Source organism: Pseudomonas sp. R5(2019) (assembly GCF_009905435.1).
Classification (GTDB): domain Bacteria; phylum Pseudomonadota; class Gammaproteobacteria; order Pseudomonadales; family Pseudomonadaceae; genus Aquipseudomonas.
Genome location: NZ_JAAAMT010000021.1, coordinates 20,978 through 35,734 on the forward strand (window position 1 = coordinate 20,978; position 14,757 = coordinate 35,734).

14 protein-coding genes are annotated in these 14,757 nt (G+C 60.2%); 6 read left to right on the forward strand and 8 right to left on the reverse strand.

Going from position 1 to position 14,757, the window contains the following annotated elements; all coding sequences use genetic code 11:
• Position 1 precedes the first annotated feature (1 nt).
• Positions 2–1,363 carry a cytosine permease gene (locus tag GUY40_RS15270; protein WP_166569750.1) on the forward strand — a complete coding sequence of 454 codons (1,362 nt, stop codon included), beginning with the start codon at positions 2–4 and terminating at the stop codon, positions 1,361–1,363.
• 47 nt (positions 1,364–1,410) lie between these two features.
• Here GUY40_RS15270 and GUY40_RS15275 read toward each other — a convergent pair whose 3' ends face one another.
• Entirely contained in the window at positions 1,411–1,905 is a 495-nt protein-coding gene (locus GUY40_RS15275) for a DUF3016 domain-containing protein (RefSeq protein ID WP_166569751.1), read from the reverse strand.
• Between the two features lie 134 nt (positions 1,906–2,039).
• Here GUY40_RS15275 and GUY40_RS15280 point away from each other — a divergent pair, with 134 nt between their 5' ends.
• Complete coding sequence (locus GUY40_RS15280; protein WP_166569752.1) at positions 2,040–2,729, forward strand: metallophosphoesterase; 690 nt, start codon at positions 2,040–2,042, stop codon at positions 2,727–2,729.
• A 52-nt stretch (positions 2,730–2,781) separates the two neighbouring features.
• Entirely contained in the window at positions 2,782–3,408 is a 627-nt protein-coding gene (locus GUY40_RS15285) for a LysE family translocator (RefSeq protein WP_166569753.1), read from the forward strand.
• 6 nt (positions 3,409–3,414) lie between these two features.
• Here the strand turns inward: GUY40_RS15285 and GUY40_RS15290 are convergent, their stop codons facing one another.
• Entirely contained in the window at positions 3,415–5,865 is a 2,451-nt protein-coding gene (locus tag GUY40_RS15290) for an autotransporter outer membrane beta-barrel domain-containing protein (RefSeq protein ID WP_256675769.1), read from the reverse strand.
• A 422-nt stretch (positions 5,866–6,287) separates the two neighbouring features.
• Between GUY40_RS15290 and GUY40_RS15295 the strand changes: the two genes are divergently transcribed.
• Entirely contained in the window at positions 6,288–6,548 is a 261-nt protein-coding gene (locus GUY40_RS15295; protein ID WP_166569755.1) for a DUF1652 domain-containing protein, read from the forward strand.
• 50 nt (positions 6,549–6,598) lie between these two features.
• Here GUY40_RS15295 and eco read toward each other — a convergent pair whose 3' ends face one another.
• Both eco and GUY40_RS15305 read right to left on the reverse strand, forming a co-directional pair.
• A complete protein-coding gene (eco, locus tag GUY40_RS15300) occupies positions 6,599–7,078 on the reverse strand; it encodes a serine protease inhibitor ecotin (protein ID WP_166569756.1) in 480 nt (159 codons plus the stop codon).
• A gap of 41 nt (positions 7,079–7,119) precedes the next feature.
• Positions 7,120–7,395: a peptidylprolyl isomerase gene (locus GUY40_RS15305; RefSeq protein WP_166569757.1), complete on the reverse strand. Its 276-nt coding sequence runs from the start codon at positions 7,393–7,395 to the stop codon at positions 7,120–7,122.
• A gap of 127 nt (positions 7,396–7,522) precedes the next feature.
• Here GUY40_RS15305 and GUY40_RS15310 point away from each other — a divergent pair, with 127 nt between their 5' ends.
• Complete coding sequence (locus GUY40_RS15310; RefSeq protein WP_166569758.1) at positions 7,523–8,683, forward strand: PilT/PilU family type 4a pilus ATPase; 1,161 nt, start codon at positions 7,523–7,525, stop codon at positions 8,681–8,683.
• A 279-nt stretch (positions 8,684–8,962) separates the two neighbouring features.
• On the opposite strand, the gene hbdH is transcribed toward GUY40_RS15310, so the two are convergent.
• From hbdH to GUY40_RS15330, 4 genes are read right to left on the reverse strand one after another with little or no spacing between them, the layout of a single operon-like run.
• Positions 8,963–9,733 (reverse strand): 3-hydroxybutyrate dehydrogenase, encoded by a 771-nt coding sequence (gene hbdH, locus GUY40_RS15315; RefSeq protein WP_166569759.1) that lies wholly within the window; start codon positions 9,731–9,733, stop codon positions 8,963–8,965.
• 26 nt (positions 9,734–9,759) lie between these two features.
• On the reverse strand, positions 9,760–10,782 hold the full coding sequence (locus GUY40_RS15320) for an ABC transporter permease (RefSeq protein ID WP_166569760.1): 1,023 nt from the start codon (positions 10,780–10,782) through the stop codon (positions 9,760–9,762).
• Positions 10,782–11,840 (reverse strand): microcin C ABC transporter permease YejB, encoded by a 1,059-nt coding sequence (locus GUY40_RS15325; RefSeq protein ID WP_166569761.1) that lies wholly within the window; start codon positions 11,838–11,840, stop codon positions 10,782–10,784. Before GUY40_RS15325 ends, GUY40_RS15320 begins: the two co-directional genes overlap by 1 nt.
• The gene (locus GUY40_RS15330) at positions 11,837–13,693 is read right to left on the reverse strand and encodes an extracellular solute-binding protein (protein WP_371924821.1); all 1,857 of its coding nucleotides are present in this window, start codon (positions 13,691–13,693) and stop codon (positions 11,837–11,839) included. Before GUY40_RS15330 ends, GUY40_RS15325 begins: the two co-directional genes overlap by 4 nt.
• Positions 13,694–13,844: 151 nt before the next feature.
• Between GUY40_RS15330 and GUY40_RS15335 the strand changes: the two genes are divergently transcribed.
• A complete protein-coding gene (locus tag GUY40_RS15335) occupies positions 13,845–14,714 on the forward strand; it encodes a hypothetical protein (RefSeq protein ID WP_166569763.1) in 870 nt (289 codons plus the stop codon).
• Positions 14,715–14,757 lie beyond the last annotated feature (43 nt).

Genomic DNA, 14,757 nt, shown 5'->3' on the forward strand with positions numbered 1-14,757 from the left:
CATGAACGTCGAGAAAAGAAGCATCGATTTCATCCCTGAAGCCGAGCGTTATGGCAAACCGGGCTCGCTGTTTTTCATCTGGTTCGGCGCCAACATGAACATCACCACCATCGCCTCCGGGGTGTTACCCGTGGTCATGGGGCTGAACCTGTTTTGGAGTGCCCTGGCGATTGTGCTGGGCTCTTTGCTGGGCGCGATTTTCATGGCCTCGCATTCGGCCCAGGGGCCGAAGCTGGGGATTCCGCAGATGATCCAGAGCCGCGCGCAATTCGGTGTGATCGGCGCGGTGCTGCCGTTGCTGTTTGTGATGTTGATCTACCTGGGCTTTTTCGTCAGTAACACCCTGCTGGCGGCGCAGGCCATTGAGTCGGTCAGCCCACTGTCGGGCAACGGCAATATCTACCTGATCGGCGCGTTGTGCTTTGTCGTCGCGCTGTATGGGTATCGCTTGATTCACCGCTTGCAGAAGGTGTTGTCGCTGTTGTCGCTGGTGGTGTTTATCGCGGCGACACTCTTGGCCTTGAGCCTGCCGATCCCGGCGGAGCAGTGGGCTGCCTCGGGCTTTTCGCTGTCGAAATTCCTGGTGGCCGTGAGCATCGCGGTCACCTGGCAGCTGTCTTATGCGCCTTACGTGGCCGATTACTCGCGCTACTTGCCGACGCACACTTCGATGGCCAAGGTGTTCTGGTACAGCTATGCCGGAACGGTGACGGGCGGTGCCTGGATGATGATTCTCGGCGCGATGCTGAGCGTCGGCATCAGCGGCTTTGGCGACAACGTCGGCAGCCATGTCGCGGGATTGTTCGGCCCTGTGGCGGTGCTGCTGTTCGCCTTTATCCTCTACGGGCAGGTATCGATCAACGTGTTCAACCTGTATGGCGCGTTCATGTCGACCGTCACGGTGATCGAGCCGTTTTCGCGACTGAACGTCACCCCTCGGGTGCGCGGCGTGTTCATGCTGGTGATCAGCGTGATCGCGACGGCGTTGTGCACGATCAGCCAGGATGATTTCATCGCGTTCTTCCTGAACTTTATCTTCTTTATGAGTTACTTCCTGATCCCTTGGACGGCCATCAACCTGGTGGACTATTACTGCCTGCGCAAAGGGGTCTACAGCCTGCCGGACATTTTTGACATGAAGGGGCAGTACGGTCGGTTCAATGGCATCGCCTGCGCCAGTTTCATTGGGGCGATTGTGCTGGAGGTGCCGTTCATGAACACCACCTTGTATGTCGGGCCGGTGGCACAGGCGCTCGATGGGGTAGACCTTGCCTGGGTGGTCGGGCTGGTGGTGCCGGCGTTGTCGTATTACGGGCTCATGAAGGCCCGGGCGTCGAAAACCCAGCCGCTTAGTAATCCGTAACACTGTCGTCTGGCCGCTTCGCGGGCATTGCCCGCGAAGCTTCGCTGTCAACGAGGCTTGAACTGCTGCCGGAACCAGTCGTCAAGCATCGCCTTTTCCGAATACAAGCGGTCGCTGTGGCTCGTTCGACCCGGGCGCTGCAGGTAAGCCTTGTCGCTGATCCGCGCATCGGCCTGACGCACGATTTTGCCGTCCTGGCTCAAGACGTAATGCAGGTCAATAGACGGCCAGGTGATCTCGCGCATGAAGCGCACGTCATTGGCGTTGTAGTTCCAGGGCTCGAAACGGCCGGCGAGGTCGATATTGCGCACTTCGATCTGCAGTTGTTGGCCCGGTTGCAGGTAGCGACTGCCCAGCTTCTCGAATTTCGCCCGCAGGGCCTTGAGCACACTGGGGTCGGCCCCGCGCTGGTAGTTTGAACGCAGGCTGGCATCGCTGTAATGGTCCGGGTTCGTGAACTGCACGACGACAGGGGGAGTGGCCGCCCAGGCTGAGTGGATGCTCATGCCCAGCAGCAGGACAGGAATGAACAGCGGGCGCATGGCGCACCTCCACGTATGGCGCTTTCTACTCACAAGTTTACGCCGTTGATGGGGGGCGACAAGCTGGCGCTTGGGAGGCTCGACGTATGCCCTATGCTCAATAGTGCGGCACTCATTCAGGCGAAGGCGGGACCATGAGCAGTTATCGGCATTTTTCAGTCAACCCCACGGCCCATGGCAGGGACTGGGCCGTGGGCGATATCCATGGGTATTTCGATCGCCTGCAACGGACGCTGGACAGCGCAGGCTTCGATCCGACCGTCGACCGCCTGTTCAGCGTGGGCGATCTGGTGGACCGTGGTCCGCAGAGCCTGGATGCGCTGGACTGGCTGGAGCGACCCTGGTTTTTTGCCGTGCAGGGTAACCATGAAGCCTTGGCCATCGCCCATGTTCAAGGCGGTTGGCTGGATCATGAGATGTACCGGGCCAGCGGTGGTGGCTGGTTTCTGGACCTGCCGGCACAGGCGCAACGCATTTTTGCCCGTCGTTTCGCGCAGATGCCCCTGGTCATGGAGGTTGAGACAGCCTTGGGCACGGTCGGGTTTGTGCATGCCGACTGCCCGTTCGCGCAGTGGCAACGTCTGCGTGAAGAGGTGATCGACGGGCACCTGTCCAGCGCAGATCAAGAGAGCTGCCAATGGTCCAGGCGCCGCTTGCAGCTGATGAACGAAAGCCCGGTTTCAGGCTTGAGGGCACTCATCGTCGGGCACACGCCGCTGCGGGAGGTGACGGTGCTGGGCAATGTCTATCACATCGACACCGCTGGCTGGGCAACCGGGCACTTCACCTTGCTGGACCTTGCGACGCTTACAGCGGTTGCCTGAGAAGGGTAGAGGCACTATCGTTGGACGAATTTTTCTGCTGTGGAATGCCCCGATGGATCTCGCCACCCTGGCCCTGTTCATACCCGCCTGCTTCGCCCTCAATATGTCACCGGGCCCCAACAACCTGTTGTCGCTCAATAACGCCAGCAGCCATGGGCTGCGCAATGCCTGCCTGGCCGGGATTGGCCGGTTGATTGCCTTTGCCGGCATGATCGCGCTGGCGGCCATGGGGCTTGCCGTGGTGCTGCACACCAGCGAAATGCTCTTTACCGGCGTCAAGGTGCTGGGAGCGGCGTATCTGTTCTATATCGCCTGGCAATTGTGGCGTGCGCCGGTTGAGCAGGCCGCACCCGCCACCGCCCAGCAGGCGCGGTTGTTTCGCCTGGCTCGGCAAGAGTTCTGGGTCGCGGCGGGCAACCCCAAGGCCATTCTGATTTTCACCGCGTTTTTGCCGCAGTTCATCAAGCTCGGGAGCCCGATACCGGTCAGTGAGCAATTTGCCTGGTTGGGCGGGATGTTTTTGCTGCTGGAGTGGCTGGCGATCGCGATCTATTCCTGGGTCGGTGCCTATCTGCGTCGCTGGTTCAACGAACCGCGCCAGCGCCGGATGTTCAACCGTACCAGCGCGGTATTGTTAAGCTGCGCCGGGCTTGGCTTGCTGGCGGCCCGGCGCGGGTGAGGGGGGTTACCAGCGCAGGCGGATACCCAGGTCGCCGGCCAGGTATTTCTGGCTGTTGCTGTCCGTGTTGGCGCCGTAACTGACGCTGGTATAGACGCTGACGGCAGGGGCCAGGTCTATCGATACGCCTGTATCAACGTTCAACCAAGTCGCAGACTGTTCGGTATCGACTCGATCCATACGGTCGTAGGTCACGGAGTCAGTGGCATTGAAGGTCCGCCACAGGTTGGTGCGCACCCACGGCGTGACCGGCAACCCGCCCGCGTTGAAATTACCCCGCAGCCGCGCCCCCACACGACCGGTAAACGTCGGGTCATTGTCGAAGTCGATGTGGGAAATGCCGTCATTCGTGTTGTCCAGCGAGACCCGCTGGGCGATCACCTGGGCCTGGGGTTCAAGGTCCCACTGTTCGTTCAGCGCGAATGGCACGCCGGCCTCGACAGACACCGACACCACCTGGCCGTCCAGATCCAGCTGAAGCCCTCGATCAGAGCGCCCACGGCCGTTGAGCCGGGTATATTGACCGACCAGGTCAACGTAGGCGCCGGATTTGCTGATGCGGGTCCAGTAGGCACCGACGGAATCACCCAGCAGTTTCAAATCCCCGACCGGATTGTCCTCAAAGCCCAGGGCAAACCCTTTGACGTCGCCGCGGATGCGGGATTTACCAACATACAGGCCCATGCGCTGTGAATCTGATGACCAGATATCGTGACCCACCTGCGCGCCGCTGACGCTGCCGTTGAAGGTCGGCGACACCGTGCCCCCGAGCTTCTGGTCAACATTCTCACCATAGACCCGGGCCCAACCTGCCTTGGCATAACCGCTTTCGGTGAGCAAGCGCTGCTCACCCTGACGCTGGTGGAAGGTGCCGAGCATGGCCCGGCCCAGTGTCGCGGCTGCCGGCGCCGCCGCCGAGTAGACCGGAACCTCCGCTCGATACAAGGCAATGCTTTGGCCCGCGACCGGCACAGGCAGCGCTGGGGTACCGACAGCCGCCACCGGTGCGCTGACCGCGGGTGCCGGGACCGGGGCGACCGGTTGAGGCGTGGGCGGTGTGGGCGGCAATGGCGTGACCGCCGGTGGGGCCACGACGCTGGAGCGCAGGTACCAACTGTTCTCGCTGCCGGCGGTCACGCCGCCTTTGAACAGGTAGTACTGATAAGCACCAACCGACAGCGGCTTACCGAGGGTGAACGCGCCATTGCTGCTGCTCGCACCCTGGTTGGCCTCAACGACCTGAATCCCGTTTTGAGCGGTGAGCGCCCCGAGGCCTTTGAAGTTGTTCACCTCAATGACGGTACTGCCGCTGAGCATACCTTTGGACACCACCAGCTTGTCGGAGTCGGCGCCATCCCCCGCGAGCACGCTGCCCACCTTGAGCCGGCCATTACCCTGGTAATCACCCACCACCGTGAAGCGGCCCTTGGCGCTGTTGCCGGTCAGGTCGATGACGCCGTTGTTGGCAACGATGGCCTTTTGCGCGGCATCAATCGGTACCACCTGGCCCTTGGCCGAACGCAGGGTACTGGTGCTGTCGATGCTGAACATGCCTTTGCCGGACACCGAGTCACCCAGCACCAGCGAATCGTTAAGCGTCATTTCGGATTTATGGGTCAGCGCGATACTTTCCCAGTTCACATAGGTCGCGCCACGGGCCGGCTTGCTGTTGTCGAACGTCAGAGTGTCGGTGCCCGGGCCGCCGTCTATGGAGGTTGGCTGGGAGAGGAGATTGGCCGGCAGGTGGGTGACCACTGCGGTGTCATTGCCATCCGCCAACTGCACAGCGCCATGAATGGCACCACCGTCCTTCCAGTTGAATCTGTCATCGCCAAAGCTCATCAGGATATTGCCGCCGATATCGCCCCCGCTGACCGAAACGCTGTCATTGCCACCGCTGACACTGATATTGCCGCCGATGCTGCCACCGGAGACGATGATGGTGTCCTTGCCGAAACCCGTGACCAGGTTCCCCTTGATCGCGCCGCCAGACAGGTCATAGGTGTTGTCATCGAGCTTCATGTCGACGCGGCCAATACTGCCGCCAGTTTGTTTGGCGATATCACCGTCCTCAAACGCGCCTGTGATGGTGCCGCCGGTCATCAGGAAGTTGTCCAGGCCATCGCCCTGGGCCAGGGATTTGATCGTTCCGCCATTGATCTGGGTGTAGTCAATGCCGCTGCCCATCTGCACGGCGCCTCCAACGCTGCCGCCGTTCATGATCAAACTGTCCCGACCTGCGCCAAAGGTCACATTGCCGGAGATAGCTCCGGCGCTGCCGGCCGGGAACATCAATGAGTTATTCCCGCCGATGTCTGTCAAGGACGGCTCTGTGCAGCCGGTATGACACACATACACATCATCACCGGGGGTCGGGGTGAAGGCGGCGTTGGCATTCTGGACAGCAAGGCTAAGCAGTAGCAGGGTCCCGGTGTGCTTGAGCGTTCGCAGAGGCATGGCTTTTTCCTTATCCATTAGGTCTGAGCAACACCCCTGAAACCGCTTTGGCCACGACCGAACGGGAAGGTGTTTACCGAGCGTTATAAGGATAAAAAACAGTCCGTATAAGCTGTCAGAACTGACAGTTGTGCCTGTGCGATGGCGGGGGAGATACTCCCCCGTTTGCCAGCTATTGGTCGGAAATCACGACGCCTTGCGGGGTTTTCGTGGCGCGGGCTTTTTCGCCTTGCTCGCCGCCGGGATAAGCAGGTGACTGTGCAGGCCGCAGCAAAGTTTCAACCAGGCCTTGAAACATTTTTCTAACAATAAAGACGGTTCTGAACTGAAATTTCCTACGCGAGGTGGAAAAACGGCCTAGTCTGCATAGGGTTACGCTGATCGCCAAGGATTCAGACACCGAGACGCAAGGAGGGTATTAAATGTTGTCAACTCTGGAACTGCGCAACATCATCGAAAGCAGCTTTCTACCGATGCGCTGCCAATGCACCCAAGCCCAGGACAGGTCGCTGACGGTGCGGATTTATGATCGGACCAGCGAGCGAGTCGATCTCCACAGGACGGGGATTTGTGCCGAGCAGTTGAACAGCAACCGGGCCATTTCCAATTTGATTGCCGGGTTGCGTCATGACTTGAAGAATCGTCAAGGGGTTCAGGCCCATCGGGTCAACGACAGCCTTTAACGAACACACAAAAAAATGGCCGCTGAAGCATCTGCCTCAGCGGCCATTTTTTATTCCACGGTGGCCTTGCCCACCCGTTCCGAAGCAGACCAGACCCGATAGCGGACCTCAACGCCTTCAGGCACATAGACCACAACCGGCAGCTTGCTGTTGTAGCGCAGCAGGAAGCCGTCACCGACAACCGGCACAAAGGCTTTGGTTTTCTTGTTGTCCGGGCACGCCATCAATGTGCTCGCCGGGCCTTTCACGTCGGCCAGACGGTAGTAGGGATAGCCCCAGCCTTCCAGGGTTTTCTCTTCCAGGGTGCCGCCCAGTCGTTGGCGGTTGCAGTCCACCTCCAGTTGCTTGCCCGCAAGGATCTCGATTTTGTGGGCCGATTCATCGGTTTGATGGGGCAAGTGGATGATCTGGCGAGTGAAGCCGGCTTCAGGCGCCGGGTACGGGGCAATGTCTTTCGGTCCAGCGGCGTGGGCGTTGGCGCCCATCAGCAGTGGCAGTAACAGGGTGGACAGCGTCAGCGCTACGCGCATGGAGCCTCCTTGCAGGTTAATTTCATGAGGTGAGTAGCAGATCAGTCGCGGTAAAACACCTGGACCAGATGATAGCCAAACTTGCTTTTGATCGGGCCGTGCACAATGCGAACCGGTTTTTTGAAGATGACCTGGTCAATGGCCCCGACCATCTGCCCGGGGCGTACTTCGCCCAGGTCTCCACCGCGTTTGCCGGACGGGCAGGTGGAGTATTTCCTGGCCAGGACATCGAAGGCTTCGCCCTTGGCGATGCGCTGCTTGAGTTGTTCGGCCTCTTCGGCGGTTTTCACCAGAATGTGGCGAGCGAGAGCTTTCATGACACGATTGCCTTGCACTGTGCGAGTGTAAAGCGCCAATTATGCCCCATCGTTGCTGTTCGCGCTTGCCGCATGGGGCAGGCTGGACCAAGCTGTTGACTGTCTCTCACGCCACAGGGCCGTGCATATGGATATACAAGCGCTGTTGAAAACCCTCGCCAGCCAGGATGGCTCGGACCTGTACCTGACCACCGGGGCACCGCCTTGCGCCAAGTTCAATGGCGTGCTCAAGCCGCTGGGCACTGAAGCACTCAAGCCCGGTGAAGTGGCCACGATCGCCGCCAGTATCATGGACGCCGAGCAGGCACGCGACTTTGCCCGGGATCTTGAGATGAATCTGGCGATGTCGTTGCCAGGCACCGGCCGTTTTCGGGTCAACATCTATCGCCAGCGTAACGAAGTGTCCATCGTGTTTCGCAATATCAAACTGGATATTCCCCGGTTCGAAGACCTCAAGTTGCCGGCGGTGCTGCTTGATGCGGTGATGCAAAAGCAAGGGCTGGTGTTATTTGTTGGCGCCACGGGCTCCGGCAAATCGACCTCCCTGGCGGCGCTGATCGACTATCGCAACCGCCACAGCAGCGGCCATATCGTCACCATTGAAGACCCGATCGAGTACATTCACCGGCACAAGAAATCCATCATCAGCCAGCGCGAAGTGGGGGTCGACACCCGCAGCTTTCACGCCGCCTTGAAGAACACCCTGCGCCAGGCACCGGATGTGATCCTGATTGGTGAAATCCGTGACCGTGAAACCATGGAGCACGCCCTGGCCTTTGCCAATACCGGTCACCTGGCCATCTCGACCCTGCACGCCAACACCGCCAACCAGGCACTGGACCGGATCATCAACTTTTTCCCCGACGAGCGCCGCGGGCAGTTGCTTAATGACCTGGGCAACAACCTGCAGGCGTTCGTGTCCCAGCGGCTGGTGCAAACCCGCGACGGCCATCGACGGGCGGCGGTGGAAGTGATGCTCGGCACCCCGACGGTGCGCGATTACATCCAGCGCAACGCGTTTTCCGAACTCAAGGGGCTGATCGAGCGTTCACGCGAGATGGGCATGCAGAGCTTTGACCAGGCACTGTTCGACCTGGTGGTGGAGGGCGCCATTGAAGAGGAGGAGGCGCTGCGCCAGGCCGACTCGTACAACAACCTGCGCTTGCGGCTGAAGCTGTACCGCGATGGCGTCGGGGAGCATCACACGGCGCCTTTGGCACCGAGCTCAGCACCTGACCCCAACGCGGCTGATTGGGGGCTGGTGGATGACGAAGAAGAAAGGCCCTAGTCCCCGCGCCGAACCGGTAGGAGCCGGGCTCGCCCGCGATGAACGATGACGCGCAATACCTGTAAAACCGCCATGTCCTTATCGCGGGCAAGCCCCAATGCCAGTCAGTTAAGGCATGGACTCTGTGGGAGCGGATTTATCCGCGAATGGAAGGCGCCGCGCAATGCCTGAAAAACCGCGGTGTCTGGATTCGCGGATAAATCCGCTCCCACAGGTTTTCGGCGCTCCATTCCTTAACTGACCGGCATAGGGCCAAGCCCGGCTCCTACGGGAGGTTGGTTACTGGGCGAGCCACCCCCCATCCACATTCCAGGCCGCACCGCGCACCTGGCTGCCAGCCTCGCTGCACAGAAACAACACCAGCTCACCTAGATGATCAGGCGTGACGAAACTCAGTGACGGCTGCTTCTCGGCCAGCAAATCCTGCCGAGCCTGCTGTGGGTCGGTGCCGCCAGCAATCCGTGCGTCAATCTGCTTCTGCACCAGCGGTGTCAATACCCAACCGGGGCAGATGGCATTGCAGGTGACATTGCTGGTCGCGGTTTCCAGGCCGACCACTTTGGTCAAACCAATCACCCCATGCTTGGCGGCCACATAGGCGGCCTTGCCGACCGAACCGACCTGGCCGTGCACCGAAGCAATATTGACGATTCGGCCCCAGCCCCGTTCGCGCATGCCCGGCAGCGCCAGGCGGGTGGTGTGGAAGACGGCGGACAGGTTGATGGCGATAATCGCGTCCCAGCGCTCTACGGGAAAGTCTTCGACCGCCGCCACATGCTGGATCCCGGCGTTGTTGACAAGAATATCGACGCCGCCAAATTCCCGCTCGGCATAGGCGAACAGGTCAGCAATGTGCGTCACGTCACTGACATCGGCCGGATGGTGGCCCACCTTGACGCCGTGCGCCGCGACCTGCGCCACGGCCTCGTCGACATCCCCAAAGCCGTTAAGTATCAGGTTTGCGCCCGCGTGGGCCAAACGCAGAGCGATGCCCAAGCCGATGCCACTGGTAGAGCCGGTGACCACGGCGGTCTTGCCTTTAAGCTGCATGTCCATCTCCTTTTGCTTGAACCGATTCACGCGCGAGGGTCGAACGCATCGCGCAAGGCTTCTCCGATAAACACCAACAGCGAGAGCATCAGGGCCAGGGTAAAAAACGCGGTGAACCCCAGCCAAGGTGCCTGCAGGTTTTGCTTGCCCTGGCTGATCAACTCACCCAGCGAGGCGCTGCCGGCGGGCATGCCGAAACCGAGAAAATCCAGCGCCGTCAGCGTCGAGATGGCACCCGTGAGGATGAAGGGCACGAAGGACAAGGTTGCGGTCATGGCATTGGGCAGGATGTGTCGCACGATCACCCAGCGGTCGGGCAGGCCAAGGGCGCGAGCCGCCATGACGTACTCCAGATTGCGCCCGCGCAAAAACTCGGCGCGGACCACGTCCACCAGCGCCAGCCATGAAAACAGCGCCATGATCCCCAGCAGCCACCAGAAGTCGGGCTCGACAAAGCCCGAGAGGATGATCAACAGATACAGCACCGGCAGCCCCGACCAGACCTCCAGCAGGCGCTGGCCCATCAGGTCGACCCAGCCGCCATGGTAACCCTGCAAGGCGCCAGCGGTGATGCCGATCACCACACTGATCAAGGTGAGCGCCAAGGCAAACAGGATCGAGACCCGGGCACCGAAAATGACCCGCGCCAGCACATCCCGGCCCTGGTCGTCCGTGCCCAGCCAATTGACGGTCGAGGGCGGGCTCGGCGCGGGTACGAGCAAATCGTAGTTGGGGGTATCGGCACTGAACGGGATCGGTGCAAACAGCATCCAGCCGCCCTGATCCTTCACCAGCTGGCGCACATAGTGGCTGCGGTAGTCGGGCTGAAACGGTAATTGCCCGCCGATTTCCTGCTCGGTGTATCGCTTGAAGGCCGGAAAATACAGCTCGCCCTTGAGGCTGAGCAGCAGCGGCTTGTCATTGGCAATCAGCTCGCCGCCAAGGCTCATGGCAAACAGAATGGCGAACAACCACAGCGCGTACCATCCGCGCCGGTTGCGGCGAAAGCGCTGCAGCTTGCGCTGGCTCATGGGGGAGAGGGCAAACATCAGTGGCTCCTCGCATGGAAGTCGATGCGCGGGTCGACAAAGGTGTAGCAGAGGTCGCCAATCAACCGTACCAACAGGCCAAAAAGGGTGAAGATAAACAGCGAGCCGAACACCACCGGGTAATCGCGGGAGACCGCCGCCTCGTAGCTCATGCGGCCCAGGCCGTCAAGGGAGAAAATCACCTCGATCAGCAAGGAGCCTGCGAAAAACACGCTGATCAACGCCTGAGGAATGCCGGCCACCACCAACAGCATGGCATTGCGAAACACATGCCCATAGAGCACCCGCGACTCGCTCAGCCCCTTGGCCCGAGCGGTCACCACGTACTGGCGGGTGATTTCGTTGAGAAAGGCATTTTTGGTGAGGACGGTCAGGGTGGCAAAGCCGCCGATTACCAATGCGGTGACCGGCAATACCAGGTGCCAGAAGTAATCGGCGATTTTGCCCAGGGTCGAGAGGCTGTCGAAATCTTCCGAGACCAGCCCGCGTACCGGGAACCAGTTGAGCGAGGTGCCGCCGGCAAACACCACGATCAACAACAGGGCAAACAGAAAGGCCGGCATGGCGTAACCGATAATGATGGCCGTGCTGGTCCAGACATCAAACGGACTGCCATGGCGGACCGCCTTGCGAATGCCCAGCGGAATGGACACCAGGTAGGTGATCAGGGTCGCCCAGAAGCCCAGCGACAGCGTGACCGGCATCTTGTCCAGGATCAGCTCGGTGACTTTCGCGCCACGAAAGAAACTGCTGCCAAAATCGAGCATGGCGTAGTTTTTCAGCATCAGCCAGAGCCGTTCCGGTGCCGATTTGTCGAAACCGTACTGGCGCTCGATTTCCTTGATCAGCTTCGGGTCCAGGCCACGGCTGGCCCTGGAACTGCCGTGGACGGTCTCGCCACTACTGGCAATTGCGCCACCGCCGATGCCTTGCAGGCGTGCGATGGCTTGTTCCACCGGCCCGCCAGGTGCGGCCTGGATAATGGCGAAATTCACCAACAGGATAATCAGCAGCGTGGGGATGATCAGCAGCAAGCGACGCAGGATATAAGCCGTCATCGCGCCTCCTTGGCGAGCGAGTTCAGGCGCTCGGCCATTTGCTCGTTGGTCAGTGCCGTGGGGCTGACTTCCCACCAGGTCTGCACCGCTTCGTCATTGCTCGCCTGAATCGCGGGCCGGCCGAAACGGTTCCACCACACGGTCGAGGTTCCTGGGGGATAGTAGTTGGGTATCCAGTAGTAGTTCCATTTCAGCACGCGGTCCAGGGCGCGGGCGTGGGCAATCATGGCATCCTTGCTGCTGGCCTTGATCAGGCCGTCGAGCAGGCGATCCACAGCGGGATCTTTCAACACCATGTAATTATTGGAGCCTGGATCCTCGGCGGCTTTCGATCCGAAATAGTTGTACAGCTCCTGGCCCGGCGACGGCGAGACCGGGTAGCCGGTGACGATCATGTCGTAATCACGGGCCATCAGACGGTTCAGGTATTGGGAAGCATCGATGCGGCGAATCTGCAGGTCGATGCCGATCTGTGCCAGGTTGCGCTTCCAGGGCAGCAGCAGGCGTTCGAAACCGTTCTGCGCGTTGAGGAAGGTGAAACTCAAGGGCTCACCCTGGGCATTGACCAGTTGGTCGCCCCTGGGCGTCCAGCCCGCCGACTCGAGCAGCGCCAGGGCTTGCAGTTGCTTGTCGCGGATAAACCCGCTGCCATCGGTTTTCGGCGCCTCGAAGACCTGGCTGAAGACCTCCTCCGGGACTTGGCCACGCAGCGGTTCCAGCAGTGCCAACTGCGCGGCATCGGGCAGTTGCCGGGCGGCCATGGGGCTGTTGGAAAAATAGCTCTGCTGGCGGATGTACATGTCGCGCATCATCTGCCGGTTGCTCCATTCGAAATCCCAAAGCATGGCCAGCGCCTGGCGCACGCGACGGTCCTGGAACAGCGGTCGTTGCAGGTTGAAGACAAAACCCTGTGCGCTTTGCAGGGAATCCGGGGCCAGGTGCGCGCGCTGCAGACGGCCATCGTCCAGCGCAGGCCCGCGGTAGCCGATGGAGTACCCGGTGGCGGAAAACTCCCGGTTGTAGTCGTAGCTGCCGCCGCGAAGAATCTGCCGGGCCACATCGGTGTCGCCGAAAAATTCGACGGTGAAGGTGTCGAAGTTATAAATACCGCGACTGACCGGCAAATCCTTGCCCCACCAATCCGGGTTGCGAGCAAAGGTAATGCTGCGGCCATTGTCCATTTTCGCCACCCGATAAGGCCCGCTGCCCAACGGTGCCTCAAAGCCGCCGCCATTGGCAAAGTCGCGGTCTTTCCACCAGTGCTCGGGAAGCACCGGCAACGACGCCAGGTCCAGCGGCAGGGTGCGGTTTTCATTGCTTTTGAAGGTGAAACGAATCTGCCGTGGGCCCTCCACTTCAACGCCGGCCACGTCAGCGAACTGTGTGCGGTACTTGAGGCTGCCCTGGGTCATCAGCAGGTCAAAGGTATAGCGTACGTCCTGGGCCGTGATCGGGGTGCCATCGGCAAACCGGGCGTCTGGGTTGAGGTAAAAGCGCATCCACCGGCCATCGTCGGCACGTTCCATCTTTTGCGCCACCAGGCCATAGACACTATAGGGTTCGTCGAGTGAGCGCACCGCCAGCGGCGAATAGAGCCAGCCGTCGATTTGCGAGACGCCAGCGCCCTTGTCGATATAGGGCAACACATGATCGAACTGGCCAATTTCCAGGGCCGAACGGCGCAGCGTTCCGCCTTTGGGGGCCTTGGGGTTGGTGTAGTTGAAATGGGTGAACGATGCGGGGTACCTGGGCGTTTCTGCGTAAACCGTCAGCGCATGTTCCGGCGCTGCCGATGCGCATGGGATCTGCAGGCACAGCAGCAGCCAAACCGAAAATGAAAAAGCCAGCCGCACCGGGCCGATCCTTACGGTCAATCGCAGCATCCCTTTCAAAGGCCAGAAGAAAAGATGAAGAGGAATTTCACCCCCCATAAATAGCTATACCACGGCGATTGGGAGGCGGTGGGATCTTTTGTGCTCCGTTCACAGCTAACAAGGATTCCCGATGACTCTGCCTTCAACCGATATACCGGCAACACCGGCAAGCTGGCTGCATCACCTGGCGCTTGCGGACCTGCGCGTTGTCAATCTCTTGCGTCACCAGCCGAGCTTCAATGAAGCCCTCAGCGTGAGTGATTTTCACCGGCTATTGACGAATTTTTGGACCTTGCCGTTGGGCGTTTCCGGTCAGCCGTCTGATCGCAGGGCATGGCTGGCCCAGATGCTGGGGGTACAACTCAAGCGCGTCGCCGCGCAAAGCTCGCTTGCAGAGCCCGCCCTGGAGCTGATCAAGCGTTTCTATGCAGGTGAGCAGGCGTTGACACAGGTTGACCGACCGGGCTGTTTTTCACTGTCTATCCGCGAAGGAGAACGCGGGAAGACCCTATCGGTCTCGGGACTGTTTGTACTGACTTCAAGCCCGGACATCGCTCCAGACACCAGTCCTGGCCTGGTGCTGCTGGCAGGCGCTGGTCAACACTGGCAGATGTTCCCCTCAGGCATTGCCCTGCGCCTGCACCTGCATGCACTGATCGAGGATCCAGGAAGACGTGGGGCGTTTTTGCGCCATGTGTCGGACGAAGGGCGCAGCTATATCGAGCGGCTTGAAAACCAAATCGACCAGGACTTTTCGACAGTACGGATTGGGTTCACGCCGATTCCAGGTGCAGTGTTCCTTGACAGGGTGCAGTCAGAGTTGGACCGTCAGCGGTTGGATATCGATTATCGAGCCCGGCTCAATCAAATAGCCGGTCAGCCCGTACACATCGGACTGGATGAGGCCGCCAACCTGTCAGACGAAGTATCCCCAGTAACCCAGCAGCAGCAAGGGTTACAGCCCTGCTGTTGCTGGGTTTCAGCCATTCTTATGGTCTAAGGTAGTACAATTAAATTTAGTGGTATCTCACAGGAAACCGGAT

Excerpts from the sequence above, each read along its gene's own strand:
- GUY40_RS15270 (WP_166569750.1), top strand. The coding sequence starts at position 2 with ATGAACGTCGAGAAAAGAAGCATCGATTTCATCCCTGAAGCCGAGCGT.
- GUY40_RS15275 (WP_166569751.1), bottom strand. The coding sequence starts at position 1,905 with ATGCGCCCGCTGTTCATTCCTGTCCTGCTGCTGGGCATGAGCATCCAC.
- GUY40_RS15280 (WP_166569752.1), top strand. The coding sequence starts at position 2,040 with ATGAGCAGTTATCGGCATTTTTCAGTCAACCCCACGGCCCATGGCAGG.
- GUY40_RS15285 (WP_166569753.1), top strand. The coding sequence starts at position 2,782 with ATGGATCTCGCCACCCTGGCCCTGTTCATACCCGCCTGCTTCGCCCTC.
- GUY40_RS15290 (WP_256675769.1), bottom strand. The coding sequence starts at position 5,865 with ATGCCTCTGCGAACGCTCAAGCACACCGGGACCCTGCTACTGCTTAGC.
- GUY40_RS15295 (WP_166569755.1), top strand. The coding sequence starts at position 6,288 with ATGTTGTCAACTCTGGAACTGCGCAACATCATCGAAAGCAGCTTTCTA.
- eco (WP_166569756.1), bottom strand. The coding sequence starts at position 7,078 with ATGCGCGTAGCGCTGACGCTGTCCACCCTGTTACTGCCACTGCTGATG.
- GUY40_RS15305 (WP_166569757.1), bottom strand. The coding sequence starts at position 7,395 with ATGAAAGCTCTCGCTCGCCACATTCTGGTGAAAACCGCCGAAGAGGCC.
- GUY40_RS15310 (WP_166569758.1), top strand. The coding sequence starts at position 7,523 with ATGGATATACAAGCGCTGTTGAAAACCCTCGCCAGCCAGGATGGCTCG.
- hbdH (WP_166569759.1), bottom strand. The coding sequence starts at position 9,733 with ATGCAGCTTAAAGGCAAGACCGCCGTGGTCACCGGCTCTACCAGTGGC.
- GUY40_RS15320 (WP_166569760.1), bottom strand. The coding sequence starts at position 10,782 with ATGTTTGCCCTCTCCCCCATGAGCCAGCGCAAGCTGCAGCGCTTTCGC.
- GUY40_RS15325 (WP_166569761.1), bottom strand. The coding sequence starts at position 11,840 with ATGACGGCTTATATCCTGCGTCGCTTGCTGCTGATCATCCCCACGCTG.
- GUY40_RS15335 (WP_166569763.1), top strand. The coding sequence starts at position 13,845 with ATGACTCTGCCTTCAACCGATATACCGGCAACACCGGCAAGCTGGCTG.